We start from the raw sequence: 22,061 nt of genomic DNA, 5'->3' as shown, positions 1-22,061 counted from the left end.
GGACGCGGACGCCCGCCTCACGGCAGTCGCCGCGCGGCGGTCGCCTCCCACGTCCGCAGGTACGATTCCGCGCCGCTCGCCAGGTCACGGACGATGTCCTGCCCGGCGAGCAGGCGCATGTCCTCGATCCAGTCGGGGACCAGTCCGTAGTTGGCGACGCCGTCCACGTTGACGTCCCAGACCCGCTGCCCGGTACGCTGCCGGTCCAGCCGTACGCTCCCGTCGAAGGACGCGAACGGGTACGTCACGGGGTTCGCGGCGTTGCCCGCGCGCGGGGCGGGCAGCCGGCCCATGCCGTTGACGTCCAGGCCGTAGCCGTATCCGGGGACGTTGTACTGCTGCCGCAGCGGCGCCGTACGCCGCCACTCCGCGACGAAGTCCTGGGAGTTGTGGCCGTACTGGGTGATCATGCCGCCGAGGGCGTAGATCCGGGCGAAGAAGTTCGGGTCGGCCCAGCTGTGCGAGGAGATCACGCCCGGGTAGCGCGCCGCCTCCAGCAGGCCGAGCGTCTGGGCGGCGGCCTTGACGCTCATGTGGTCGATCTCCACCATCATGCCGCGCCGGATCATGCCCTGCACCATGTACGTCCCGAGCGAGGTCAGCCCCCGGGTGTTGCAGTGGGGCGCCGGCGGATACAGCGGGAGCGAGACGCCCAGCGGCAGCAGCCGCGCGATCTGGTCGGGCAGCACGCCGGCCGGGTCGATGGTGTTGTCGTGCTCGGGCCCGGTGCAGGTGCGGGCCTGCCAGAACGAGCCGGTGGCGAGCAGGTTGCCGACGTTGACGATCGCGCCCTGGGTGCCGGAGTCGAAGCGCACGCCGCACAGCGCGTTGTCGTACTTGTGGCAGACGAACATGCTGCGCACGCCGAGCGTGTACATCTCGTCCAGGCCCCGGTCGATCTGGGCCTTGGTGCACTGGGGGATGCCGAGGATCTGCCGGCAGCCGAACGGCTCCGACGTCTCGATCCCGAGGACGACGGCCAGCTTGCCGGCCGCGGCCACGCTCCGGGCGTCGGCCGGGTTGTCGACGATGCGGAACCAGCCCCGGCCGGGGCCGCCCGACTCCGCGTCGATGTGGTCCTGCAGCTCGCGGGCCCGCTGGGCCTGGAGCCTGATGGAGCTCATCTCGTCGCAGGAGTACTTCTTCAGCGGGTAGATCGCGCAGAGCTGCCGGTTGGCCACCAGGTCGTTGACCAGCACCCGCAGTCCGCCGCGCCAGGCGCGTTCGACCCAGGTGTAGTACGCCTGCTGGTGGGTCAGGGAGTCGTTGGCAGGCCAGTCGCGGAAGGTGGGCCAGCCCACGGGGTCGTGGGTGCCGGTGGGCTTGCCGGTCCTGGTGAAGTTCTCGTACCAGGCCAGCTCGCCGTTCGGGTAGTGGTCGGGGCAGTCGGTCAGCGCCCGTTCGATGCCGTCGGGATCGTACGGCTTGCCGCACATGAGCATGCCGCCGAACGCCTCGTACGAGAACAGGTGGCTGTGGCCGTCGACGAAGCCGCTCACGGCGGCGGCCGTCTGCGCGGCGGCGGTGGGGACGGACGGCGCGACCAGCGCGCCGGTCAGGAGAAGGACGGCTGCGGCCGCCCTGCGGATGAGTCGGTGGAGCACGGGACCACCTCCCAGGCTGCGGTACCGGGGTCGCCGCAAGCATCCACCGCCGGAAGGGGTCCGGCAAGACTAAACATGAGCTGATCTCATCTAAATCCCGGCCGCCGGGATGCCCGAAATGCCGTACGTCCGGAATGTCGGGCGTCCGAAGTCTCGAAGGCCTCGGGTGTCAGGCGCCCGGGGTGTCAGGCGCCTACGTCGTCGGCCAGGCGGCGCAGGTACGCGCCGAACCGCTCCCGGTCCGGCTCGTCCCAGGACGCGGTCAGGTCGTCGAAGACGTGCCGCTGCCACTGCCGTGCGGCGGCCAGCAGGGCGTGGCCGCTGTCGGTGAGCCGCAACGCGGCCCGGCGGCGGTCGTGCTCGCTGGTCTCGCGGACGAGGTGACCGGCGGCGACGGCGTCCTTGACCATGCGGCTGGCGCCCGAGTGGTCGAGCCCGAGCTGGTGGGCGACGGTGCCGACGTCGGCGTCGCCGCCGGAGCACCGTACGGCCTCCAGGACCAGCACGTGCTGGACCTGGCCCAGGTCGCCGGCCGCCTGCCCGGCCCAGCGCCGCGACCAGAAACGCACCAGCCGGAACAGCGCGGGGCCCCCGTCGGCGGGGGAATCGTCGTTCACCGGGTCAGTCTATGTGATTATCGTATGCGTATCGCACGCAACTGACGGGAGTCGCCATGGAGATCACGCTGAACCATCTGATCGTCCCCGCCGCCGACAAGGACGTCGCGGCGGCCTTCCTCGCCGGACTGCTCGGCCTGGACGTCGGCGCGCCCGCGGGCCCGTTCGCACCCGTACGGATCAACGACGGCCTCACGCTCGACTTCGACGACCGCCACCACGCCCAGCCCGGCCACTACGCCTTCCTGCTGGACGACGGCACCTTCGACGCGCTGCTGAGCCGGCTCGGCGCGGACCCGTCCCTCGAGTACGGCTCCGGCCCCTGGCACGGCTGGGACCGGCGGATCAACCACCTGGGCGGCGGCCGGGGCGTCTACGTACGCGACCCGAACGGTCACAGCTACGAGTTCTTCACGGCCGTCCCATGAGTTTTCCGTATGGGAGCCGTTGAACCCCGCCCGCGAAGACCGGCGTACAGCCTGACGACGGGAAGTCGACCCAGAGGATGGCGATGGACAGTCAGGGATGGGGTGGCGGCCTGGCCCTCCGGCCGCGCGACTACCTGGGGATCGGTGAGCCGCTGGCCGACGTCGTCGCGGCGGCGGGGCCGTACGGGGGCGAGGCGCTGCACCGGCTCGCGCTCGGCACGGCCGCCACCATGGCGCGGCTGCATCTGACCGGCATCGCGGGGTTGCGGCTCGGGCCGCACAACGTGCTGATCGGCCCGCTCGGCGAGGCGTCGTTCGCGCCCGGGCCGAGGAGCAGCGAGCTGCCGCCGGCCGACGTGCGCGAGTGGGCCGACGTGATCGTCTTCGCGGCCACCGGGCAGGCCGCCGACGGCGATCCGGGGCTCGACGCGCTGCCGGACGAGCTGCGCGAGATGATCGGCCGGTGCCGCCGGCCCGATCCCGCCGCCCGGCCGACGGCGATGCAGCTGGTGCGCGTCCTGCTCGGGCACTCGCCCTCCGCCCGGCACGCCTCGGTACGCGAGCTGCTGCGCGAGGCCGAGGGCTGGTCCGGCCCGGACGAGTGGGCGCGTACGGAGACCCGGTCGCGAGCGACCGGCCGGCACGGTCGCGGACCAGCACTGATTTAACGCTTAATCAACAGGTGAGGCGATTGATGCAAATTCCGTATCTTGTTCCCCGCCGGTATCTAGGGCAATAATTCAATATCAGTAGTTGTCAGGGCGACATTTCATGATGTACGCAGCGCGAGGAGTCGCCGCGTGAATCATCGTGTGACCGACGAGGCCATGGTCCGGGCTCTGTACCGCGAATACGGGTCCCCGCTGATGGCCTTCGTCGTCCGGCTGACGGGCGGCGATCGGCGCTGGGCGGAGGACGTCGTCCAGGAGACGCTGGTACGCGCCTGGCGCAACCTGGGGGACCTGCGGACGGACAACGGCTCGCTGATGCCCTGGCTGGCCACCGTGGCCCGCCGGGTCGTGATCGACGACCGGCGACGCTCCGGCACACGCCCCCTCGACACCGTGGAGGAGATCCCGGAACGCGCGAACGCCGTGGCCGCCGAGGACGACCGGCTGCTGCGCGAGATCGTGGTGACCGACGCCATGCTCTCGCTCTCGCCGGCGCACCGCCAGGTGCTCACGGAGACCTTCCTGCGCGATCGAACCTTGCAGGAGGCGGCGGAGACGATCGGCGTGCCCGTGGGCACGGTGAAGTCCCGCGTGTACTACGCGATGCGGGCGTTACGCATCGCATTGGAGGAAAGGGGGGTGGGGCTCCCATGAACGAAGTGCACCACGAGGACGTCGCGGCGTACGCGCTGGGCCTGCTGGACGACGAGGAGCGCAACGCCTTCGAACGCCACCTGCACGGCTGCCCGAGCTGCGCCGGCGAGGTCGGCGCGTTCGCGGCCATGGGCGAGCTGATGCGCGACGTGGACCCGGACGACCTGCGCACCGCCCCGGCGGGCTCCGGGATCGACTCCCCGGTCGAGTCCCTGCTGGTCCACCGGGCCGCCAAGGAGCGCCGCCGCCGTACCCTGCACCGCGCGGTCATGTCGGCGGCCGCCTGCTTCCTCGTCGCGACCGGCGTCTTCCTCGCCGTCAACGCGGTCACCTCGGGGCCCGACCCCGACAGCGTCCACAGCCCCGCCCGCGCCCTGCTCATGACGGGCCGCACGTACGCGGTCAGCGACCCCGCGACCGGCGTGTCCGGCGTCGTCGGCGTCGAGGACAAGGGCTGGGGCACGCACGTGGCGCTGGAGCTCAAGGGCGTCAAGGGGCCGCTGAAGTGCCGGCTGCTGGCCTACGGCGACGACGGCCGTTCGGAGACCGTGGCGAGCTGGGGCGTCCCCGACAAGGGGTACGGCGTGCCCGGCGCCCCCGACCCCCTCCTGCTGCACGGCGGCACCAGCCTGACCCAGGACGACCTGAACCACTTCGCGATCGAGACCTTCGACGGCCGCATCCTCGCGACCGTCCAGGTGTGACCGCCCGACACCGCCTACCATCGAGCGATGCGCATCGACCTGCACAGCCACAGCACCGCCTCCGACGGCACGCAGCCGCCGGCCGACGTGGTGCGCCGGGCCCGCGAGCGCGGCCTCGACGTGCTCGCGCTGACCGACCACGACACCGTCGCCGGGCACGCCGCCGCCGCCGAGGCGCTGCCCGAGGGCCTGACGCTGGTGCCGGGCATGGAGTTGTCGTGCCGGCGGGCCGGGCGGAGCATCCACCTGCTCGCCTACCTCTTCGACCCCGCCGACCCCGAGCTGCTGGCCGAGTGCGCGCGCATCACCCGGGCCCGCGAGGAACGCGGCAGGCTGACCGTCGAACGCCTGGTCGAGCTGGGTGTGCCGATCACCTGGGAACAGGTGGCCGCGCTGGACGGCGGCAGCCCGGTCGGCCGTCCGCACATCGCCCGCGCCATGGTCGCCGCCGGCGCCGTGGCCACGCCGGAGCAGGCGTTCACGCCCGAGTGGATCGGCGCGGGCGGCCGCGCGCACGTCACCCGCTACGCCCTCGATCCCGTACGCGCGGTCCGCCTGGTACGCGCCGCCGGCGGGGTGCCCGTGCTGGCCCACCCGAAGGCGGTCAGGCGCGGCGAGCCCGTACTGGACGAGTGGATCACCGAGCTGGCCGCGGCCGGGCTGTTCGGCGTGGAGGCCGACCACCTCGACCACGACGACGAGGCCCGCGCCCACCTGCGGCGGCTCGCGGCCGGGCTCGGGCTGGAGGTGACCGGGTCGAGCGACGACCACGGCGAGCTGACCGGCCACCGCCTGGGCTGCGAGACGACCGACCCCGAGGTCTACGCCCGCCTGGTCGCCCAGGCGAGCGGCGCCGCACCCGTCACGACCCCCTGAAGGCCGCGCCCGTCACGATCCGCTGAAGTGCGTGGCGAACCAGTCCCGCGCGTGCTCGGCCACGCTCTCCAGCGCGCCCGGCTCCTCGAACAGGTGGGTGGCGCCGGGCACGACCGTCAGGCGGGTGTCGGCCCGCAGGTGCCGCTGCGCCTCCTCGTTCAGGTCCACCACGATCGGGTCCCGGCCGCCCACGATGAGCAGGGTGGGGGCGCGTACCGCGGCCAGCCGCCCGCCCGCGAGGTCGGGCCGGCCGCCGCGTGAGACGATCGCCGTGATCTCGTTGTCCGGCTCGGCCGCCGCCCACAGCGCCGCCGCCGCGCCCGTGCTCGCGCCGAAGTAGCCGATCGGCAGCCCCGCCGCCGCCTCCTGCCCGCGCACCCATGCCGTACGCTCCAGCAGCCGCCCGGCCAGCAGCGGGATGTCGAACACGTTGGCCCGGTCGGCCTCCTCCTCCGGCGTGAGCAGGTCGAACAGCAGCGTCCCCAGGCCCGCCCTGTTCAGCACCTCGGCCACGTACCGGTTGCGCGGGCTGAGCCGGCTGCTGCCGCTGCCGTGAACGAACACCACCACCCCCTGGGCGGCGTCCGGGATGACCAGGTCGCCGGTCATGCTTCACCTCCGACGGGCTCGTGGCGCCGCTGCGCCACAGCCTTGCCGCTACCCAGGCACGACGACCTCTATCCGCCGCCTGGATGGGCATTGACCTGGGAGGATGGACAGAGAACCGGGCCGCAAGCAGAGCGCCGGCGCCCCGCTCGGGCGGATCGTCTCGGGCGCTGCGGCCGGGCTGGCGCGGCTGCGCGCCCAGGGGTTCCGCGAGTGGCTGCGGGCCGAGCGGGACGCGTTCACCCAGACGGTCAAGGTGACCTTGGCCTGCGTGTTCGGGTGGTGGCTGGCGGCGTACGTGCTGAAGGTGCCGCTGCCCGTCCTGGTGCCGATCGGCGTGCTGCTCACGGTCTCGGCGACCGCCTACAGCACGGTCGTACGCGGGTTCCCGCAGGTCGGGGCGGTCGTGGTCGGGGTGGGGGCGGCGTCGGTGCTGATCTGGCTCATCGGCGTGAACGCGGTGACGCTGAGCGTGCTGGTGGCGTCCGGGCTCGTGCTGACGCGCCTGCTCAACCTGCCGGCCCAGAACGTGCAGATCCCGATCACCGCCCTGCTCGTGCTCTCGCTCGGCCGCACGTACGGCTTCGCCCGCCTGGCCGACGTGCTGCTCGGCGCGGCCATCGGCATCGCGGCGAACCTGCTCATCCTCCCGCCGCGCTTCGTGGAGCACGCGGCGCGGGAGCTGTGTGACATGTCGGGCGAGCTGGCCGAGCTGGCCGAGGACATGGCCGACGGGCTGGGCGGCCACTGGACCGAGGACATGGCCCGCGACTGGCTCGACCGCGCCCGCGAGCTGTCCCAGCGCCTGGAGAACACCAAGGACACGGCCGACCAGGCGGCCGAGTCGATGCGCCTGACCTTCCGCCGGCGCCGCCGCTACGAGCGGCGCCTGCGCCAGGCCGCCGAGGCCGCTACCTGCCTCGATCACGCCGGGCACCAGCTCAGGAGCATCGCCAGGGGGCTGGTGGACCTGATCGCCGGGGCCCGCGGCCTGCCCGGCGAGGAGGCCGCCGACCTGCCCGAGCCCCTGGCCGAGGAGCTGCGGGCGCTGTCGCGCATCTTCTACAACTTCGGCCTGCTCCAGGTGGGCAAGGCCAGGTCCAGGGACATGGCGGACCTGTGCGCGGCGCTGCGGGAGGGCGAGCACCAGCAGCGCCACCTGACCGCCGAACTGGCCGACTCCCCGCCGAAGGGCCCCCTCTGGCCTCTGTACGGCGCCCTGCTCGACGACTGCGCCAGGATCCGCCACGAGTTCGACCCCGACACCGGCCCCCACCGGGACGCCTTCCCCTGACCCGAGCCACCCGCCCGCGCCCGCCCAGGACCGTGCCATGATCGGCCTGTGATCGACGCGGAGACCGGCTGGTATTTCATGCACGCCTCGATCAAGGGCGTGGTCCTGACCGACGAAGGCGTCCTGCTCTGCCGGAACCCCAGGAACGCCTGGGAGCTCCCCGGCGGCTGGCCGGACCGGGCCGACGACACGCTCGCCCAGGTCGTACGCCGTGAGGTCCTGGAGGAGAGCGGCCTCGACGTCGAGGTCGGCGAGGTCGTCGGCGCGGAGATCTTCCACATCGCCGGCGGCAAGGTCCTGATCGTGGCCCTGCTCGCCACCCTCGTGGGGCCCGTCGAGCCGCGCGTCAGCGAGGAGCACAGCGACCTGCGTTTTTTCCCCGTCGACCGGCTGCCGGACGACCTCGAAGCCGGCTACGCGGCGCTGATCGAGGCCGCGGTCAGGGTCCGGCGCGGGCGCGAAGGCGGCGAGACGCCCCCTCCGGGGTGACGCCTCGCCGCGCCCCCGCTCAGCCCAGGAGCAGCGCGGTGACGAACTGCAGCAGGTGCCAGGCCACGTACGCGGCCAGCGAGCAGAACGCCCACTCCTTGCTCCTGCCGACCCGGGCCACCCGGACCAGCACCTCCACCGGCTCCGAGCGCGGCCGGACCGCCCGCAGCGCGAAGTACGCCGCCAGCAGCCAGGCCGCCCACGACGCGGCGACCAGTCCCACCGAGAGGGCGAGCAGCACCCCCGGCCCCGAGGGCGGGTCACCGGGCGAGAGCTGGCGGGTCCAGGCCGCCAGCACCCCGGCCAGCAGGCCGAGCGTGACCCGCCGGTCCCTGCGCGACTGTCGCTTCAGTGACTGCAGGTCTCGACGCAGATGGCTCTTGAGCATCCGGATCACCTCCGTGTCGTAGCTGGTGGAACCAGCTAACGAGAAGGTCCGGAGAAGATCTGCGACCTTATTGCCGAGAATTCACGACTTTCAGCGGGATTTCAGGCAAGCTCCCGCAGCTCTTGCGCCGCCCGCCGGCCCTCGAAGACGTCCCCCACCTCCTCCAGCGTGCGCACCGCCTCGGTCAGGTGGGCCCTCGCCGCCACGCGGTCCCCGAGCCTGGCGGTGATCAGTCCGAGCGCCCGCAGCGCGCATCCGAGGTCGCGCCGCGTCCCGCACTCCAGATGCACGTCCCTGGCCTGCTTGGCGTGGACCAGCGCCTCCTCGGCCCGTCCCAGGTCGAGCAGCACCATGGCCAGCGTCGTGAGCGCCGCCCCCCACCGGTCCCTGGTGCCGGTGACGTGCTGCAGTTCGACGGTCTCCCCGGCGTACTCCAGGGCCGCCGCGGGCTCGCCGGCCGTGTACAGCGCCTGCGCGATCGACAGCAGCGCGCTGGCCTGGTTGTCGCCCGTCTCCTCCCTGAGCGCCAGCGAGGACCGCGCCGCCGCTAATGCCTGCTCGTGCCGTCCCAGCGACAGGTACGTGTACGCCAGCGTCTCCTGCACGTCGGCCTCGGCCCGCCGGTTGCCCAGCCCCTGGACCAGGTCCAGCGCCTCCAGCGCGTACACGAAGGCCACCTGGGGCAGGCCCTGGCGCCGCCGGACCCGGGCCAGCCGGTTGAGCATGCGCGCCTCGCCGGGCTCGTCGCGGATCACCCTGCTGATGCCGAGCGCCTGGTTCAGGTAGTCGTCGGCGCGCAGGTAGTCCGACAGCCGCCAGTGCACGACCCCGATGTCGCCCAGGGTCTCGGCCTTGCCCTGCTCGTGGTGGAGCTCGACCTGCACCGCGAGCGCCTGCTCGTAGCAGGCCAGCGCCTCGTCGTAACGCGAGCCGTTGCGCGCGATCCGGCCGAGCGCGCACAGCGCGCGCCCGCACCCGTGCTGGTCGCCGGTGGCCGTGTACCCGGCGAGCGCGCGTTCGGCGTCGCGCCGGGCGTCCTGCTGGAGGCCGAGCCGGTCGTAGATCTCGGCCAGGCAGAGCAGCGTCTCGGCCTCGGCGTGCTCGTCGCCCAGCTCGTGGCAGATCGACAGCGCCTCCAGGCCCTCCGACAGCGCCGTGTCCGGCTCGCCCAGGCTCTGCCGTACGCGGGCCGAGATGATCAGGCTCTGCGCGGTGCCCCTGCGGTCGCCCAGCTCCTCCCGTACGCGCAGGGCCTGGCCGGCGTACCGGAGGGCCAGGTCGTGGCGTTCCTGCGACAGGTGCAGCAGGGACAGCGTGTGCAGGCACTTCGCCACGCCGGCCAGGTCGCCGATCTCCCGGTGCACCTCCAGCGCCTCGCCCGCGCGGCGCAGCGCCTCGTCCCTGTTGCCCGCGATGCCGTGCACCTCGGCCAGGTCGTTGAGCGCGCGGGCCAGCCCCTCGCGGTCGCCGAGCGAGGTGAAGTCGGCCAGCGCCTCGCCGATGAACCTGGCCGCCAGCGTGGACGGCCCGATGTCGCGGTGGATCGAGCCGAGGTGGCTGCGCATGAGCGCGACGGCCCGGCGGTTGCCCACCTGCATGGCCGAGCTCAGCCCGGCCTGCTGGACCTCCAGGTTGTTCTCGTAGTACCGCAGCCTCCTGAACGGCTCGAACACCGCCTCGGCCAGCCGGCAGGCCAGCCCGTACGCGCCGCTCTCCTCGGCCAGCCGTACCGCAGAGACCAGCGAGCGCCGTTCGGCCTCGAACCACTCGCGCGGCGTGTCCGGGCCGGTCGCCACCGCCAGGTAGTGGTCGAGCAGCCGCACCCTGGCCTCGCGCACCCCCGCCTCGGCGTGCCGGCCCAGCTCCCTGGCCAGCCGCTTGACCAGGTCGTGCACCCGGTAACGCGGTCCGGGCAGCGGCTCGACCAGGTACGCCCGATGCAGCCCCTCCACCGCCGCCACGGCCTCGCCCACCGGCACGCCCAGCGCCGCAGCCAGCACCTCCGGCGCGAAGTCCCGTCCAGGAAGCAGCCCGACATGCCGGAAGGCCCGCCGCTGAGCGGGACCCAGCGACTCGTACGCCAGGTCCAGCGCCGACCTGAACGCCTCCTCGGGATCCCCCGCCAGCGGCCGGTCCGGCCCTCGCAGCTCCGTCACCCGCGACCGCACGCTCAGCGCCGGGTCCTCGGCCAGCTTGGCCGCCGAGATCCGCAGCGCGAACGGATGGTACGAGCACACCCGGGCCAGCTCGGCCAGCGCGTCCCGGTCGGCGGCCCGCGGCGAGCCCTCGCCGAGCACCGACACCAGCAGCGCCACCGCGTTGCCCGGGTCGAGCACCGACAGGTCCATGAGGTCGGCGTGCCCGGTGGCCCGCAGCGGCGCCATCCGCGTCCTGCTGGTCACCAGCACCACGCAGTCCTTGCCGCCCGGCAACAGCGCCCGCACCTGGGCGGGGTCGGCCGCGTTGTCCAGGATGAGCAGCAGCCTGCGCCCGGCGATCCTGCTGCGGTACAACAACATCAGCTCGGCCTCGTCGGCGGCCGGCATGTGCTCGCCGACGCCGAGCGAGCGCAGGATCTGCCCGAGCGCCTCGGCCGAGCTCATCGGCGGCTGGGTCGGCGACTGCCCGCGCAGGTCGATCATGATCTGCCCGGCGGGGAACCGGTCGGCGTGCAGGAGGCCCCAATGCGTCACCAGCGCGGTCTTGCCGACCCCGGGCAGGCCCTGCACGACCATGGTGTTCGTCCGCCGCGGCCGGTCCAGCCAGGCGGTGAGCAGGTCGAGGCTCTGCTGCCGTCCGGTGAAGTCGGGGACGTCGGCGGGAAGCTGGCGCGGCTTCGGCAGCTCGCCCACAGGCAGCGGCCCGGCCTGCGCGCCCGGCCGCGTGAGGAACGGCGTCACCCGCCCGCGCCACGGCTCCGACAGCTCCCCCCACGCCCCGGCGGCCTCGCGCAGCGCGGCCGGGTCGGCGATCCGCAGCCGCCGGTACCCCGGCCGCACCAGCCAGCCGCGCCTGACCCACTGCGTGAGCTGCCGCTGTACGACGTCCGGCGCGCTGCCCACGAGGTCGGCCAGCGTCTCCATGGACAGCGGCGGCGCGGTGGGGGAGGCCAGCCCGTACCGCTCGTCCAGGTGCAGCAGCCAGACGGCCAGCCGGGCCGCGACCGGCGCGCGGGCCAGCGCCTCGTGCCTGCGGGCGGCCAGGTTCCTGGCGAACAGCTCCTGGACCAGCGCGGTCGCCACGGCCGGGCCCGCCGAGGCGTGCTCGCGCAGCCGCCCCAGGTCGATCGGCCAGGCGCGGACCTCGGTCAGCGCGTCCACCTTGACGCGCTCGCCCGGACTCCAGAAGGCCAGCTCGCCGACGAGGTCGCCGGGGCCGCGCAGGTCGTGCACGACCTCCCGGTCACCGCCGGGGACGTGCTCGCGGGCGTACCCGTGGTCGATCAGATGGACGCGGTTGACCGGCCGGACCGGCGAGCAGATCAGCTCGCCGCGGCGGAAGAGGCGAGGGCGCGCGCCCTCGTCCACGAGTGACCTGAACAGATCCACGCCGACACCACCAATCTGGGGACGGCGGTGTCCTCGACATGACAGGTTGGAAACAGTCCCAACGACAAAGTGTCACATCGGGCGAACGCGGGTCAACGGATCACACGTGCGCGGGATCGCTCCTGTCGGGCACGAAGCGGTAGCCGACGTTGCGTACGGTCCCGATCAGCGACTCGTTCTCGGTGCCGAGCTTGGCCCGCAGCCGCCGGACGTGCACGTCGACCGTCCTGGTGCCGCCGAAGTAGTCGTAACCCCAGACCTCCTGGAGGAGCTGGGCGCGGGTGAAGACCCGGCCCGGATGCTGGGCGAGGTACTTCAGCAGCTCGAACTCCTTGAACGTCAGGTCGAGCACGCGCCCGCGCAGCCGCGCGGTGTAGGTGGCCTCGTCGATCGACAGGTCGCCGCTGCGGATCTCGTCGGGGACGTCCTCGGCGGCGGACTGCGACATGCGCCCGGTGGCCATGCGCAGCCGCGCCTCCACCTCGGCCGGACCGGCGGTTTCGAGCAGCACGTCGTCGACGCCCCACTCGGCGGTCATGGCGGCCAGGCCGCCCTCGGTGACCACCACCAGCAGCGGGCAGTCGACGCCCGTGGTGCGGATCAACCGGCACAGGCTCTTGGCCTGGACGAGCTCCCTGCGCGCGTCGACGATGACGGCGTCCGCGGGCGGCGTGTCGATGAGCGCCGACGCCTCGGCGGGCGAGACCCGGACGGAGTGGAGCAGCAACCCGAGCGCCGGCAGCACCTCGGAGGAAGGCTCGAGGGCGTTGGTCAGCAGCAGCAGGTTGCTCATTACGGCCTCCTCGAACACGCAAGGACCCGGGGGCGATGTCGCCCAGGTCCTGTAAGCGAGGATATCCCACGACTAAGTCGCGTCCATTGCGCGTCCACCTGGTGAACAGCGACTCCCGTGGAACAAGCGCGTTAAGGACGCCGCACAATAGAGCGAACGCGATTGTGAGGCAACGCATGGCCACAGGAAGAATACGTTATTGGGCGGCGGCCAAGGAGGCCGCCGGAGTGGCGGAAGAGTCGTTCGAGGCGGCCACTCTTGACGAATTGATGACCAAAATCACAGAGAACCGCGCCGAGCTCGCCAGAGTGGTCGGCCGCTCGTCGTTCCTGGTCGACGGCGCGCCCGTGGGCCTGCGCGCCCACGACTCGGTCGTGCTCGGCGAGGGCGTGACGGTCGAGGTGCTGCCGCCCTTCGCCGGCGGGTGATCGCCGGCCCTGGCGGGGAATGAGACCTGCCAGTCGATAGGCTCGTCAACCCCCGCCACCGACAGGGAGCCACATGCGCAAGCTGATCGTCTTTCTGATCGTGCTGGGCGTCCTCCTCATCGCCCTCGACCGCGTCGCAGTGGCCGGCGTGGAACGCGATCTCGCCAATCGCATCGCGGCCGCCTCCGACCTCAGCGGCACCCCCACGGTCGAGATCGAGGGCATCCCGTTTCTCACTCAGGCAGTCTCCGGGCACTATCCAGAGGTACGGTTCAATCTCGGCACGCTCACCTACGGGGGCGTGCCGGTCAAGAACCTGCGCGGCGCCGCCTACGACGTGACCGCCCCGCTGACCGACGTGCTGCAGAACCGCGCCGACGTCCGGGCCGGGCGCGTCACCGTGAGCGGCACGCTCACCCGGGCCACGATCGACAAGTACGCGCCCCGGGGCGTCAAGATCAGCGGCAACGGGCGGCGGCTCGTGGCGTCGGGAGAGGTGACGGTGGGGGTGCGCAAGGTGCAGTTCAACGCGGAGATGCGGGTCGTCGTCACCGACGGCGCCATCAGGCTCCAGGCGGAGAAGATCGAGGGCGTGCCCGACCAGCTCGCCGGGTTCGTCGGCTACACGATCCCGTTCAAGGGCGGGCTGCCCTTCGACGTGAAGATCACCGGGGTCGAGAACGTGGCCGACGGATTGGAGTTCTCGGCCGAAGCGTCTGACGTGCCGATCCGTGGATGAGCCTGAACCGCTGCGGCCTCCCGTACGTGATGAGGACGTGAGCGCAGCAGGCACCGCGGACGAGGAGCTCGTACGCACCCTCTTCGACGAGCACGCCGGGCCACTTTACGGGTACGTGCTGCGACTCACCGGTGATTCCGGACGTGCGGAGGACGTGGTGCAGGAGACGTTGCTGCGGGCCTGGCGGCACCCCGACGCGCTCTCCGGCCGTCCCATCCGGGCGTGGTTGTTCACGGTGGCGCGTAACCTCGTGGTCGACCAGCACCGGGCCAAGAAGGCCCGGCCGCAGGAGACCGGCGACGAGGCGCTCGCGGTCCTGCCGGCCGACGACGAGCTGGAGCGGGCGGTCGAGTCGTGGGCCGTGGCCGAGGCGCTGGCCGCGCTGCGGCCCGAGCACCGCGAGGTGCTGCTGGAGGTCTACTACCGGGGGCGATCGGTGAAGGAGGCGTCGGCGACGCTGGGCATTCCGCCGGGCACGGTCAAGTCGCGCACCTACTACGCGTTGCGCGCGCTCAAGCTGGCACTCGAAGAACGGGGGCTGGCGCCGTGATGACCTGCGAAGAAGTGCGTTTGGCCATGGGCGCGCACGCCTTGGGGGCGCTGGAGCCCGACGAGGCGCTGGAGGTCGACAACCATCTGGCCACCTGCGAGACCTGCGGCGCCGAGCTGCTCGAACTCGAAGGCGTCGCCGCGTTCCTCGGCAAGGTGTCAGAACGGGACGTCGAGCTGGTCGCCAGCCCGCCGCGCCAGGTGCTCGACCGGCTGCTGAACGCCCGGGTCAAGCGGTACCGGCGCGGCCGGCTCATGCTGGCCGTGGCCGCCTCGGTGGCCGTCGTCGCCCTCGGCGGCACGGTCTGGACCGCCACCCGGCAGGACACCGCCCAGCAGACCGCCGCCGCGCCCGCGGCCGCCCCCCAGTCCTCGGCGGCCGAGAAGTCGCTGACGACCGAGCCCTTCGTGGCCAGCGACGCCGCGCCCGAAACCCGGATGGGGAAGGCCGCCCCGACGCCGAGCGCGACGCCCACGACGGCGAGACGGACCGGCGACGGCCGCGCCTTCAAGGGCGAGAACTCGGCCGAGGACTACTACGCCACGGTCTACGCCCTGCCCGGCGGCGCGAGCACCGAACTGCTGGTGACCGTACGGAACGTGCCGGTCGGCACCGACTGCAGCCTGGCCGTCTACGACGACGGCGGGCGGCGCGAGGTCGTGGGGAGCTGGACCGTCAGCCGCGAGACCTACCGCAAGGAGACCGTCTTCCAGATGGAGACGCCGGTGCTCATGCGGCACATCGACCGGTTCGAGGTCGTCGACCGGGCCGGACGGGTGCTGGTCAACGTCGACGGCCCGGCGCGGAAGTAATCGCGGACGCCCGTGGTTGGCACCTGAGGTGACGGGTCTGTGGATCGCGCTGGCGACGCTGGCGCTCGGAACGGTGATCGGGGTGGTACGTCTGCGCCGCGACGGACGGGTGCGTACGGCGGCCGGCGACCGGCTGACCGCGGACATGCTGGGCGCCGCCATGGGCGAGCGGGCGACGCTGGTGCAGTTCTCGACGGCGTTCTGCCAGCCCTGCCGGGCGACCAGGCGGGTGCTGGCCGACGTGAGCGCGCTCGTGCCCGGGGTGGCGCACGTCGAGATCGACGCCGAGTCCCGGCTCGACCTGGTGCGCCGGCTCGACATCATGCGCACGCCCACCGTAATTGTGCTGGATCCGTCAGGGAACGTCGTCAAAAAGGCGTCTGGCCAGCCGCGGAAGGCCGACGTACTGGCCGCGCTGGCGGCCGCGATTCCCTCCGGGGAGTCACAGTCGTCTCACGAACTGTCTCAGAACTCGGACGAGATGTGACAGATGGCGAGACGACGAGTAGTGTCGACGCCATGAACCCGTCGACAGAGCTGCTCACGAAGCGGCGCGCAGTTGATTTCTGCCGCGTCGCCACCGCGCTCTGTCGCGCTGCCTGAGGACGGTCACCGCGGACATCTGGTCCGCCCCATCGCCCCCTTCAGGAGCATCCTGTGATGCGTGCTGATCCCAGAGCTCTGCGCTTCGGCGCGGCCATCACCACCCTGGTCCTCGCTCTCGTCCTCGTGACGGGCAGCGCGTGGCTGCTTGCCGCCCAGGCGGTGGTCTTCGCACTCGGAGTCGCGCGGCTCTCGCCGTACACGATGCTCTTCAAGGCGCTCGTCAGGAGTGCCCCGAAGGAGACAGAAGACGCCCGCCCGCCGCGGTTCGCGCAGGGGGTGGGGCTGGTCTTCGCGGTCGTGGGGCTGGCCGGGTTCGTCGCCGGGATCACGCCCCTGGCCCTCGGGGCCACGGCCGCGGCTCTCCTCGCCGCCTTCCTCAACGCAGCCTTCGGATTCTGCCTCGGCTGCGAAACGTACCTGCTCTTCCGCCGTCTACTGCCCGCCGCCAACATGGAGGTTTCCCAATGAGCCGCTCCGCCGCACTGGTGGACGCCGACTGGGTCGAGGCCAACCTCGACAACCCTGGCGTCGTACTCGTCGAGGTCGACGAGGACGTCAGCGCCTATGACAAGGGCCACATCCGTGGCGCCGTGAAGGTCGACTGGCGGCAGGACCTGCAGGACCCGGTCCGCCGCGACTTCGTGGACAAGACCGGTTTCGAGGCCCTGCTGTCGGACCGCGGCATTTCCAACGATGACACCGTCGTGCTCTACGGCGGCAACAACAACTGGTTCGCGTCCTACGCCTACTGGTACTTCAAGCTCTACGGCCACCAGGACGTCAAGCTGCTCGACGGCGGGCGCAAGAAGTGGGAGCTCGACTCCCGCGAGCTGGTCCGCGACGTGCCCGAGCGCGCCAAGACCCAGTACACCGCCCAGGAGCAGGACTCCGCGATCCGCGCCTTCCGCGACGACGTGGTCTCCGCGATCGGCAAGCTCAACCTGGTCGACGTGCGCTCGCCCGACGAGTTCACGGGCAAGCTGCTGGCCCCGGCCCACCTCCCGCAGGAGCAGGCGCAGCGCGGCGGCCACGTGCCCACCGCCCGCAACATCCCGTGGTCCAAGGCCGCGAACGACGACGGCACCTTCAAGTCCGACGACGACCTGCGCGCGCTCTACGGCGACGCCGGCGTCGACTTCGGCAAGGACACCATCGCCTACTGCCGCATCGGCGAGCGCTCGGCGCACACGTGGTTCGTGCTGCACGAGCTCCTCGACCAGGGCAACGTGAAGAACTACGACGGTTCGTGGACCGAGTACGGCTCGCTCGTGGGCGTGCCGATCGAGCTGGGAGAGGCCCGCTGATGACCACTGCACAGGGTTGCGGAGCGCCGGAGCAGACCATCGCGCTGCCGGCCGGGATCGATCTGTCCAACCAGGCCGTCATCCAGGGTGTGGTGACGGGCGCCACCACCGCCTACGCGCGGCTGCTCGACGACTCCGGCGAGTTCACCGGTGAGGTCGTCGTCTCCGACGACGGCGTCTTCCGCTTCTTCGCCGCTCCCGGTGACTGGACCGTCCGCATCATCGCGGGCGGCGGCGTCACCCGGGACGTTCAGGTGGAGGCCAAGCTGGGCGAGGTCTCCCAGCTCGCGGTCGCCGTCTGAGCACGAGATCGCCTCGACGGGGCCCGTGTCCACCTCGGACACGGGCCCCGTCCGCGTTTCCGGCACGTGCAACGAAACCGGACGCGGCGGTGTTGTAGAGGTCGTGAGTGCAACCGACTGTCTCGACCCGGTGCGCAAGGCGCTCCTCGACGACCTCGACGAGGGCTTCGCCGAGCTGTACGCCACCTATCGCGGCCTGGTCTTCTCGACCGCGCTGCGGCTGAGCGGGCGCTGGGCCGACGCCGAGGACCTCACCGCCGAGGCGTTCCTGCGGGCCTACCGGGCCCTTTCGGGGTACGACCGCGACCGCGTGGCCGCGCTCCAGCCCCGGGCCTGGCTGATGACGATCCTCATGAACATCTGGCGCAACTGCGCACGGGCGAAATCCCGCAAACCGCCACCCGACCTCCGCGACGAGCCCGTCGACGAGCCCGACCCGGCGCAGGACGTCGAGGAGGCCGCGGTCCGCAGGGAGACCGGCGACGAGCTGTCGGAACTGCTCGGCCTGCTGCCCGACGAGCAGCGGGCAGCGGTGGTGCTCCGGCACGTCGTGGACCTGCCGGTCAGCGAGATCGCCACCGTGCTCAAGATCCCGCAGGGCACGGTGAAATCACATGTGTCACGCGGGTTGCGGCGACTGCGCGAACTGGGAGGTGCCCGATGAACGACGACTCACTGCTGGCCGGGCTCGCCGGGCTGGCCACCGACGCGCCCGCCGGGCTGCTCGACCGGATCGCCGCCCGCTGGGTGAACGTGCCCGCGCCGATCGGCGCGCTGCGGGTGGCCTTCACCGACCAGGGCGTCGCGTACGTGCACGCCGGCGACGACTTCGCCGCCTCGTTCAGGAAACGGTTCGGCCGGCCGCTGCTGGCCGCCGAACGGCCGCCCGCCGGGCTGGTGCCCGCGCTGCGCACCGGCCGCCTGGGGAAGGTGGCGCTGGACCTGCGCGGCGTCAGCGGCTTCCAGCGTGACGTGCTCGACGCGGTCAGGACGATCCCGAGAGGCGAGGTCAGGCCGTACTCGTGGGTGGCGGCGCAGATCGGCCGGCCGCGGGCCGTACGGGCGGTGGGGACGGCGCTCGGCGGCAATCCGGTGCCGCTGCTCGTGCCGTGCCACCGGGTCGTCAGGTCCGACGGCGTGGCCGGTGACTACGTGTTCGGCCGGGCGGCCAAGGAACGGCTGCTGCTGGCCGAGGGCGTCGACCTCGGCCGGGTGCGCGACCTGGCCGGGGAGCGGGTGTTCTACCTGGCCAGCGACACCACCGGCGTGGTGTGCTTCCCGACCTGCCACAACGCCCGCCGGATCACCCCGGCGCACCGGCACGGCTTCCGCAGCATCGCCCAGGCCAGGGCGGCCGGCTACCGGCCGTGCCGTACGTGCCGGCCCGCTCAGGTGGGCGGCTTGGCCGGGTAGCGCATCAGGAGGGTCGCGCGCACGACGTCGGGGCCGTGCGCGCGATAGCCGTGGGGCACGTCCGAGAGCCAGGAGATGTGGTCGCCTGGCCCGGCGGTCAGCGGCGCGTCGAGGGGGCCCGCGCTGAGCGTGCCGGTGAAGACCGTGACGTGCTCGCTGACCCCCTCGTGGTGGGCGGGCGAGGTCTGGGTGAGGCCCGGCGGCACACGGACGCGGTAGAGCTCGTAGGTGACGTTGTCGTCCTCGAAGACCTCCAGGAGGTCGGCCTCGATGGCCGTGCCGCGCATGGTCTGCGGCTCGGGCGGTGAGTCGAGGATCGCGCCGATGGGCACGCCGAGCTGTGCGGTGATCGCCCAGAGCGTCTCCAGCGTCGGGTTGCGGGTGCCGGTCTCGACGCCGGACAGTGTGGCCTTGCCGATGCCCGCCCGCTTGGCGAGCTCGGACAGCGAGACCCCGCGCGCCTGTCGCAGCCGTCGCAGCCGATCGCCGACGACGGCTGGGTCCTGGTCGAACGCGGGGAGCGGGTCCATAACGCCATCGTGCCGCACGGCTCGTCCGGTGTGGCCGCCGATTCCCGCTTTCCTCTGTTCCTCAGTGCTCAGGAATGCGCAGCAGGAACGCGGGTCACACGCGGTGCGCGGGTTGCGGCTGCGGTGTTAGGGGCAGACCGCTACGATTCAGCAGATGTCCGGATCGACTGGTGTGATGGCGCCGCCCCGACCTGGGCCTACGCCGGCTCAGCGGATGCCGTCGCCGTACTCGCTGCCTCTGCACACGCTGCGCCTTGCGGGACGGTGCGCGCTGCCGCTGATCCTGTGGTTCGCGGCCGGCCAGGTCGTGCGCTTCGCCCTGCTGTACGGCGCCACTGAGATCGCCTACGGCGACCTGCGGCAGCTCCGGCTGATGGGCACGGTCACCTTCCTGACCCTGATCGTCCTCGCGGTGATGACGGTCACCACCGGCATGCTCTTCACCCTGCGCGGCGCGCTGTGGGAGATGCGCGCCAGAAGGGGCGAAGGCGTCGAGGACGAACGTTTCTTCAGGGTGCTGGACCGGGTGGCCCCCGCCTTCGCGGTGCTCTACCTGTCGTGGGGCTGGCACGTGGAGGACGCCCGCGCCGTCCAGCGAATGGACCTGAACCACCACTTCTACGACATGACGTCGGCTGCCTGGTTCGGCGAGGAGACCCAGGTCGGCAAGGGCCTCACTGACCTCGACTGGCGGGTGTCGCTGGGCGCGATGGTCGTGCTGTTCGGCCTGAAGTGGTTGTTCGCCAAGCTCGTGGAGCAGGGCAAGGGCAGGCTGTACGGCTTCGGCGCCGCCTTCTCCGAGTTCGCCTTCGTCTTCTACGGCCTGAACGCCACCGTCGCCATCGCCGGCCTGCGCTCGGACTGGGTGGAGCACCGCAGCGTGGTCGCGGGCACGGAGGACCTGATGGAGCAGGCGCGGAAGAGCGTGCCGCTCTGGGAGAGCGTCAGCGGCGTGGTGAGCGACTTCTGGCCGTACTTCCTGGACGCCGTCGCCGTCCCGCTGGCCTGGCTCACCGTCGCGATGCTCGTGTTCGGCTCCTACTCGGACGAGACCCGCAGCCTGGTCAAGGGCACCCGGTTCGAACGCGGCGTGGACCGGCTGGAGGACAGCCACGACCTCACCCAGCGGTCGTTCGACCAGCTCACCGGCGGTTTCCGGGACCGCTGGCTGCCGCTGGCCAACTCCCTGCGCATGATCGCCAAGGCAGGGGCGCCGCTGTTCGGCATGATGTGCCTGTGCTACGTCACCGTCACGCTGGCCGGCCAGTACGCCGAGCGCCTGGTGGTGACGCTCGTCGGCTCGCAGGCCGAGTGGACGTGGGCGTACAAGCAGGCGCCGGTGATCTTCCTGCGCGACATGTTCGTGACCGTGCTCACCATGGCGCTGATGGCGGCCACGTACGACCTGGCCGCCACGAGGGCCCGCCTCAAGGGCGAGCCCCTCAGCGACGTCTGAACAACAACACGTTCGCGACCGGCGGGCCCACCTTGTCGCGCTTGAAGAAGTCCTGGACGGGTGTGCCGGAGCGGTAGTCGCTGGTCCTGAAGGAGAGCTCGACCTCGTTCGCGACCTGGGCCGGCACGATGGCCAGCCCCTCGATCTTGTACTCCTTGCCCAGCTCCAGCCGGTCCGTCGGACGGTCGCCCGGATCGAACTCCACCGTCCAGGTCCGGCCGGAGCGGTCCTCCAGCCTGGCCTTGTCCGGCGGGGCGATCATGGTGGCGTTGGCCTCGTCCAGCAGTTTCTGGGTGATGTCCACCTTCAGCCAGGTGACCTCGGCGCCGTGCTTGCTGCCCTGAGGGGCGGGGGTCGGGGTGAGGGTGGCCTTCCACTCGATGTTGAAGACCTTGCCCGCCTGGCCGGGGGCGACGGCGATCACCTTGGTCTCGATCCCGTCGGTGACGGTCGTGTCGTAGAAGCCGTAGCCGTCGTAGGCGTTCAGGCCCATGGCGACGACGGACGCCACGGCGGCGCCCACGGCGACCAGGATCAGTCGGCTGCGCTTGGGCTGCGGCGCGCCCTGCCGGGGCCCCCTGGGGGGCGGCTCGGACGGGCCGCCGCCGTGGGGCTGGGTCTGCTGCGGGGGAGGCGCGGGCATGCCGGGGCGGATGGCCGGCAAGGGCTGGGTACTGCCCCCTGAGGACTCGCGCTGGGCGGGCGGCCACACCTGCTGGTCCGGATGCACGTACCGCCCCCGCCCAGCCACCCCCTGCCCGAACCCGGGCCCTGCCGGAGCCCCTTGCCCGAACGCCGCCTGCCCCGCTCCGGCCGCCTGCGCGCCTCTGGGGCCACCAGGACCACCGGGCGTACCCGGGGCGCCGGGCCCGCTCGCACCGCCGGGGCCGGGCTGCACGCCGCCGTAGCCGCCGGGGGTGCCTCCGTACCCGGGAGGCGGGGTGGGGCGGCTGGGCGGCGGGGTGGCGCGGTCCCGCCCGGTGCCCGCACGCCGCCGCCGCTGCCCGGCGGGCAGCGGCGCCTGCGGCGCCCCCGCCTCAGGCGGCGGCCCCTGCGGCGACGGCGGTACAGGCGGCTGTCCCTGCGGCGGCGGAGGTGCCGTGGGAGGTGAGGACTCCGGGAAGCCCGGGAACGAGGGGGACCTCGGGGGGACCGAGGGCGGTCCGGCGGGCGGGGGTGGGGGCGGGTCCTCGGGCTGGTGGTCGGTTCTGGGGGAGAACCAGTCGCGCTCGTTCGTGCTCACAGTGCG

Annotated in this window: 26 protein-coding genes; 18 read left to right on the top strand and 8 right to left on the bottom strand. The window is 72.3% G+C overall.

What is annotated here, in order from left to right:
* Positions 1–17 precede the first annotated feature (17 nt).
* Complete coding sequence (locus tag DMB42_RS37720; RefSeq protein WP_260478178.1) at positions 18–1,604, bottom strand: dipeptidase; 1,587 nt, start codon at positions 1,602–1,604, stop codon at positions 18–20.
* Positions 1,605–1,789: 185 nt separating this feature from the next.
* Positions 1,790–2,221: a MarR family winged helix-turn-helix transcriptional regulator gene (locus tag DMB42_RS37715; RefSeq protein WP_125643279.1), complete on the bottom strand. Its 432-nt coding sequence runs from the start codon at positions 2,219–2,221 to the stop codon at positions 1,790–1,792.
* A 56-nt stretch (positions 2,222–2,277) separates the two neighbouring features.
* On the opposite strand from DMB42_RS37715, the gene DMB42_RS37710 reads away from it, so the two are divergent.
* From DMB42_RS37710 to DMB42_RS37690, 5 genes are all read left to right on the top strand, one after another.
* Positions 2,278–2,649: a VOC family protein gene (locus DMB42_RS37710; RefSeq protein WP_125643276.1), complete on the top strand. Its 372-nt coding sequence runs from the start codon at positions 2,278–2,280 to the stop codon at positions 2,647–2,649.
* Between the two features lie 83 nt (positions 2,650–2,732).
* Positions 2,733–3,317 (top strand): hypothetical protein, encoded by a 585-nt coding sequence (locus DMB42_RS37705; protein WP_125643273.1) that lies wholly within the window; start codon positions 2,733–2,735, stop codon positions 3,315–3,317.
* 159 nt (positions 3,318–3,476) lie between these two features.
* Positions 3,477–3,974 carry a sigma-70 family RNA polymerase sigma factor gene (locus tag DMB42_RS37700; protein WP_185845094.1) on the top strand — a complete coding sequence of 166 codons (498 nt, stop codon included), beginning with the start codon at positions 3,477–3,479 and terminating at the stop codon, positions 3,972–3,974.
* A complete protein-coding gene (locus DMB42_RS37695; protein WP_125643267.1) occupies positions 3,971–4,678 on the top strand; it encodes a zf-HC2 domain-containing protein in 708 nt (235 codons plus the stop codon). The genes DMB42_RS37700 and DMB42_RS37695 overlap by 4 nt, the downstream gene beginning before the upstream one ends.
* 27 nt (positions 4,679–4,705) lie before the next feature.
* Positions 4,706–5,554, top strand: coding sequence for a PHP domain-containing protein (locus DMB42_RS37690; RefSeq protein ID WP_125643264.1), 849 nt, complete (start codon positions 4,706–4,708; stop codon positions 5,552–5,554).
* Positions 5,555–5,566: 12 nt separating this feature from the next.
* Here the strand turns inward: DMB42_RS37690 and DMB42_RS37685 are convergent, their stop codons facing one another.
* The gene (locus DMB42_RS37685) at positions 5,567–6,163 is read right to left on the bottom strand and encodes a dienelactone hydrolase family protein (protein WP_125643262.1); all 597 of its coding nucleotides are present in this window, start codon (positions 6,161–6,163) and stop codon (positions 5,567–5,569) included.
* A 103-nt stretch (positions 6,164–6,266) separates the two neighbouring features.
* Here DMB42_RS37685 and DMB42_RS37680 point away from each other — a divergent pair, with 103 nt between their 5' ends.
* Positions 6,267–7,454 carry an aromatic acid exporter family protein gene (locus DMB42_RS37680; protein ID WP_125643259.1) on the top strand — a complete coding sequence of 396 codons (1,188 nt, stop codon included), beginning with the start codon at positions 6,267–6,269 and terminating at the stop codon, positions 7,452–7,454.
* 48 nt (positions 7,455–7,502) lie between these two features.
* The gene (locus DMB42_RS37675) at positions 7,503–7,943 is read left to right on the top strand and encodes an NUDIX domain-containing protein (protein ID WP_125643256.1); all 441 of its coding nucleotides are present in this window, start codon (positions 7,503–7,505) and stop codon (positions 7,941–7,943) included.
* A 19-nt stretch (positions 7,944–7,962) separates the two neighbouring features.
* On the opposite strand, the gene DMB42_RS53665 is transcribed toward DMB42_RS37675, so the two are convergent.
* The 3 genes from DMB42_RS53665 to DMB42_RS37660 all read right to left on the bottom strand — a co-directional run bounded on the left by DMB42_RS53665 (position 7,963) and on the right by DMB42_RS37660 (position 12,672).
* Positions 7,963–8,331: a hypothetical protein gene (locus DMB42_RS53665; protein WP_185845066.1), complete on the bottom strand. Its 369-nt coding sequence runs from the start codon at positions 8,329–8,331 to the stop codon at positions 7,963–7,965.
* Between the two features lie 101 nt (positions 8,332–8,432).
* Positions 8,433–11,879, bottom strand: a complete 3,447-nt coding sequence (locus DMB42_RS37665; RefSeq protein ID WP_125643253.1) for a tetratricopeptide repeat protein — start codon at positions 11,877–11,879, stop codon at positions 8,433–8,435.
* A gap of 100 nt (positions 11,880–11,979) precedes the next feature.
* Complete coding sequence (locus DMB42_RS37660) at positions 11,980–12,672, bottom strand: response regulator transcription factor (RefSeq protein ID WP_125643250.1); 693 nt, start codon at positions 12,670–12,672, stop codon at positions 11,980–11,982.
* Positions 12,673–12,848: 176 nt separating this feature from the next.
* On the opposite strand from DMB42_RS37660, the gene DMB42_RS37655 reads away from it, so the two are divergent.
* From DMB42_RS37655 to DMB42_RS37610, 10 genes are all read left to right on the top strand, one after another.
* Positions 12,849–13,100, top strand: coding sequence for a MoaD/ThiS family protein (locus tag DMB42_RS37655; RefSeq protein WP_125643247.1), 252 nt, complete (start codon positions 12,849–12,851; stop codon positions 13,098–13,100).
* 73 nt (positions 13,101–13,173) lie between these two features.
* Positions 13,174–13,839, top strand: a complete 666-nt coding sequence (locus DMB42_RS37650) for a DUF2993 domain-containing protein (RefSeq protein WP_125643245.1) — start codon at positions 13,174–13,176, stop codon at positions 13,837–13,839.
* A gap of 37 nt (positions 13,840–13,876) precedes the next feature.
* Positions 13,877–14,389, top strand: coding sequence for a sigma-70 family RNA polymerase sigma factor (locus DMB42_RS37645; protein WP_125643242.1), 513 nt, complete (start codon positions 13,877–13,879; stop codon positions 14,387–14,389).
* On the top strand, positions 14,389–15,201 hold the full coding sequence (locus DMB42_RS37640; protein WP_125643239.1) for an anti-sigma factor: 813 nt from the start codon (positions 14,389–14,391) through the stop codon (positions 15,199–15,201). The genes DMB42_RS37645 and DMB42_RS37640 overlap by 1 nt, the downstream gene beginning before the upstream one ends.
* 28 nt (positions 15,202–15,229) lie before the next feature.
* Positions 15,230–15,688, top strand: a complete 459-nt coding sequence (locus DMB42_RS37635) for a thioredoxin family protein (protein ID WP_125643236.1) — start codon at positions 15,230–15,232, stop codon at positions 15,686–15,688.
* A gap of 173 nt (positions 15,689–15,861) precedes the next feature.
* On the top strand, positions 15,862–16,275 hold the full coding sequence (locus DMB42_RS37630) for a DUF4395 domain-containing protein (protein ID WP_125643233.1): 414 nt from the start codon (positions 15,862–15,864) through the stop codon (positions 16,273–16,275).
* Positions 16,272–17,111 (top strand): sulfurtransferase, encoded by an 840-nt coding sequence (locus tag DMB42_RS37625; protein WP_125643230.1) that lies wholly within the window; start codon positions 16,272–16,274, stop codon positions 17,109–17,111. The genes DMB42_RS37630 and DMB42_RS37625 overlap by 4 nt, the downstream gene beginning before the upstream one ends.
* Positions 17,111–17,413: a DUF1416 domain-containing protein gene (locus DMB42_RS37620; RefSeq protein WP_125643227.1), complete on the top strand. Its 303-nt coding sequence runs from the start codon at positions 17,111–17,113 to the stop codon at positions 17,411–17,413. The genes DMB42_RS37625 and DMB42_RS37620 overlap by 1 nt, the downstream gene beginning before the upstream one ends.
* Positions 17,414–17,516: 103 nt before the next feature.
* A complete protein-coding gene (locus tag DMB42_RS37615) occupies positions 17,517–18,077 on the top strand; it encodes an RNA polymerase sigma factor (protein ID WP_125643224.1) in 561 nt (186 codons plus the stop codon).
* Positions 18,074–18,826, top strand: a complete 753-nt coding sequence (locus tag DMB42_RS37610; protein WP_125643221.1) for a methylated-DNA--[protein]-cysteine S-methyltransferase — start codon at positions 18,074–18,076, stop codon at positions 18,824–18,826. The genes DMB42_RS37615 and DMB42_RS37610 overlap by 4 nt, the downstream gene beginning before the upstream one ends.
* On the opposite strand, the gene DMB42_RS37605 is transcribed toward DMB42_RS37610, so the two are convergent.
* Complete coding sequence (locus DMB42_RS37605) at positions 18,802–19,356, bottom strand: helix-turn-helix domain-containing protein (protein WP_125643218.1); 555 nt, start codon at positions 19,354–19,356, stop codon at positions 18,802–18,804. The genes DMB42_RS37610 and DMB42_RS37605 overlap by 25 nt on opposite strands.
* Positions 19,357–19,570: 214 nt before the next feature.
* Here DMB42_RS37605 and DMB42_RS37600 point away from each other — a divergent pair, with 214 nt between their 5' ends.
* Positions 19,571–20,812: a hypothetical protein gene (locus tag DMB42_RS37600; RefSeq protein ID WP_125643215.1), complete on the top strand. Its 1,242-nt coding sequence runs from the start codon at positions 19,571–19,573 to the stop codon at positions 20,810–20,812.
* Here the strand turns inward: DMB42_RS37600 and DMB42_RS53660 are convergent.
* On the bottom strand, positions 20,799–22,055 hold the full coding sequence (locus DMB42_RS53660; protein WP_185845064.1) for a hypothetical protein: 1,257 nt from the start codon (positions 22,053–22,055) through the stop codon (positions 20,799–20,801). The genes DMB42_RS37600 and DMB42_RS53660 overlap by 14 nt on opposite strands.
* Between the last annotated feature and the right edge of the window lie 6 nt (positions 22,056–22,061).

The sequence above is a fragment of the Nonomuraea sp. WAC 01424 genome, assembly GCF_003947315.1.
GTDB lineage: Bacteria > Actinomycetota > Actinomycetes > Streptosporangiales > Streptosporangiaceae > Nonomuraea > Nonomuraea spiralis.
The sequence above is the reverse complement of the archived record's forward strand: the minus strand, read 5'-3'. Positions and strand labels throughout refer to the sequence as shown.

Excerpts from the sequence above, each read along its gene's own strand:
- DMB42_RS37695 (WP_125643267.1), top strand. The coding sequence starts at position 3,971 with ATGAACGAAGTGCACCACGAGGACGTCGCGGCGTACGCGCTGGGCCTG.
- DMB42_RS37620 (WP_125643227.1), top strand. The coding sequence starts at position 17,111 with ATGACCACTGCACAGGGTTGCGGAGCGCCGGAGCAGACCATCGCGCTG.
- DMB42_RS37710 (WP_125643276.1), top strand. The coding sequence starts at position 2,278 with ATGGAGATCACGCTGAACCATCTGATCGTCCCCGCCGCCGACAAGGAC.
- DMB42_RS37650 (WP_125643245.1), top strand. The coding sequence starts at position 13,174 with ATGCGCAAGCTGATCGTCTTTCTGATCGTGCTGGGCGTCCTCCTCATC.
- DMB42_RS37700 (WP_185845094.1), top strand. The coding sequence starts at position 3,477 with ATGGTCCGGGCTCTGTACCGCGAATACGGGTCCCCGCTGATGGCCTTC.
- DMB42_RS37690 (WP_125643264.1), top strand. The coding sequence starts at position 4,706 with ATGCGCATCGACCTGCACAGCCACAGCACCGCCTCCGACGGCACGCAG.
- DMB42_RS37625 (WP_125643230.1), top strand. The coding sequence starts at position 16,272 with ATGAGCCGCTCCGCCGCACTGGTGGACGCCGACTGGGTCGAGGCCAAC.
- DMB42_RS37655 (WP_125643247.1), top strand. The coding sequence starts at position 12,849 with ATGGCCACAGGAAGAATACGTTATTGGGCGGCGGCCAAGGAGGCCGCC.
- DMB42_RS37660 (WP_125643250.1), bottom strand. The coding sequence starts at position 12,672 with ATGAGCAACCTGCTGCTGCTGACCAACGCCCTCGAGCCTTCCTCCGAG.
- DMB42_RS37680 (WP_125643259.1), top strand. The coding sequence starts at position 6,267 with ATGGACAGAGAACCGGGCCGCAAGCAGAGCGCCGGCGCCCCGCTCGGG.
- DMB42_RS53665 (WP_185845066.1), bottom strand. The coding sequence starts at position 8,331 with ATGCTCAAGAGCCATCTGCGTCGAGACCTGCAGTCACTGAAGCGACAG.
- DMB42_RS37705 (WP_125643273.1), top strand. The coding sequence starts at position 2,733 with ATGGACAGTCAGGGATGGGGTGGCGGCCTGGCCCTCCGGCCGCGCGAC.
- DMB42_RS37685 (WP_125643262.1), bottom strand. The coding sequence starts at position 6,163 with ATGACCGGCGACCTGGTCATCCCGGACGCCGCCCAGGGGGTGGTGGTG.
- DMB42_RS37605 (WP_125643218.1), bottom strand. The coding sequence starts at position 19,356 with ATGGACCCGCTCCCCGCGTTCGACCAGGACCCAGCCGTCGTCGGCGAT.
- DMB42_RS37600 (WP_125643215.1), top strand. The coding sequence starts at position 19,571 with ATGCCGTCGCCGTACTCGCTGCCTCTGCACACGCTGCGCCTTGCGGGA.
- DMB42_RS37610 (WP_125643221.1), top strand. The coding sequence starts at position 18,074 with ATGAACGACGACTCACTGCTGGCCGGGCTCGCCGGGCTGGCCACCGAC.
- DMB42_RS37630 (WP_125643233.1), top strand. The coding sequence starts at position 15,862 with ATGCGTGCTGATCCCAGAGCTCTGCGCTTCGGCGCGGCCATCACCACC.
- DMB42_RS37640 (WP_125643239.1), top strand. The coding sequence starts at position 14,389 with ATGACCTGCGAAGAAGTGCGTTTGGCCATGGGCGCGCACGCCTTGGGG.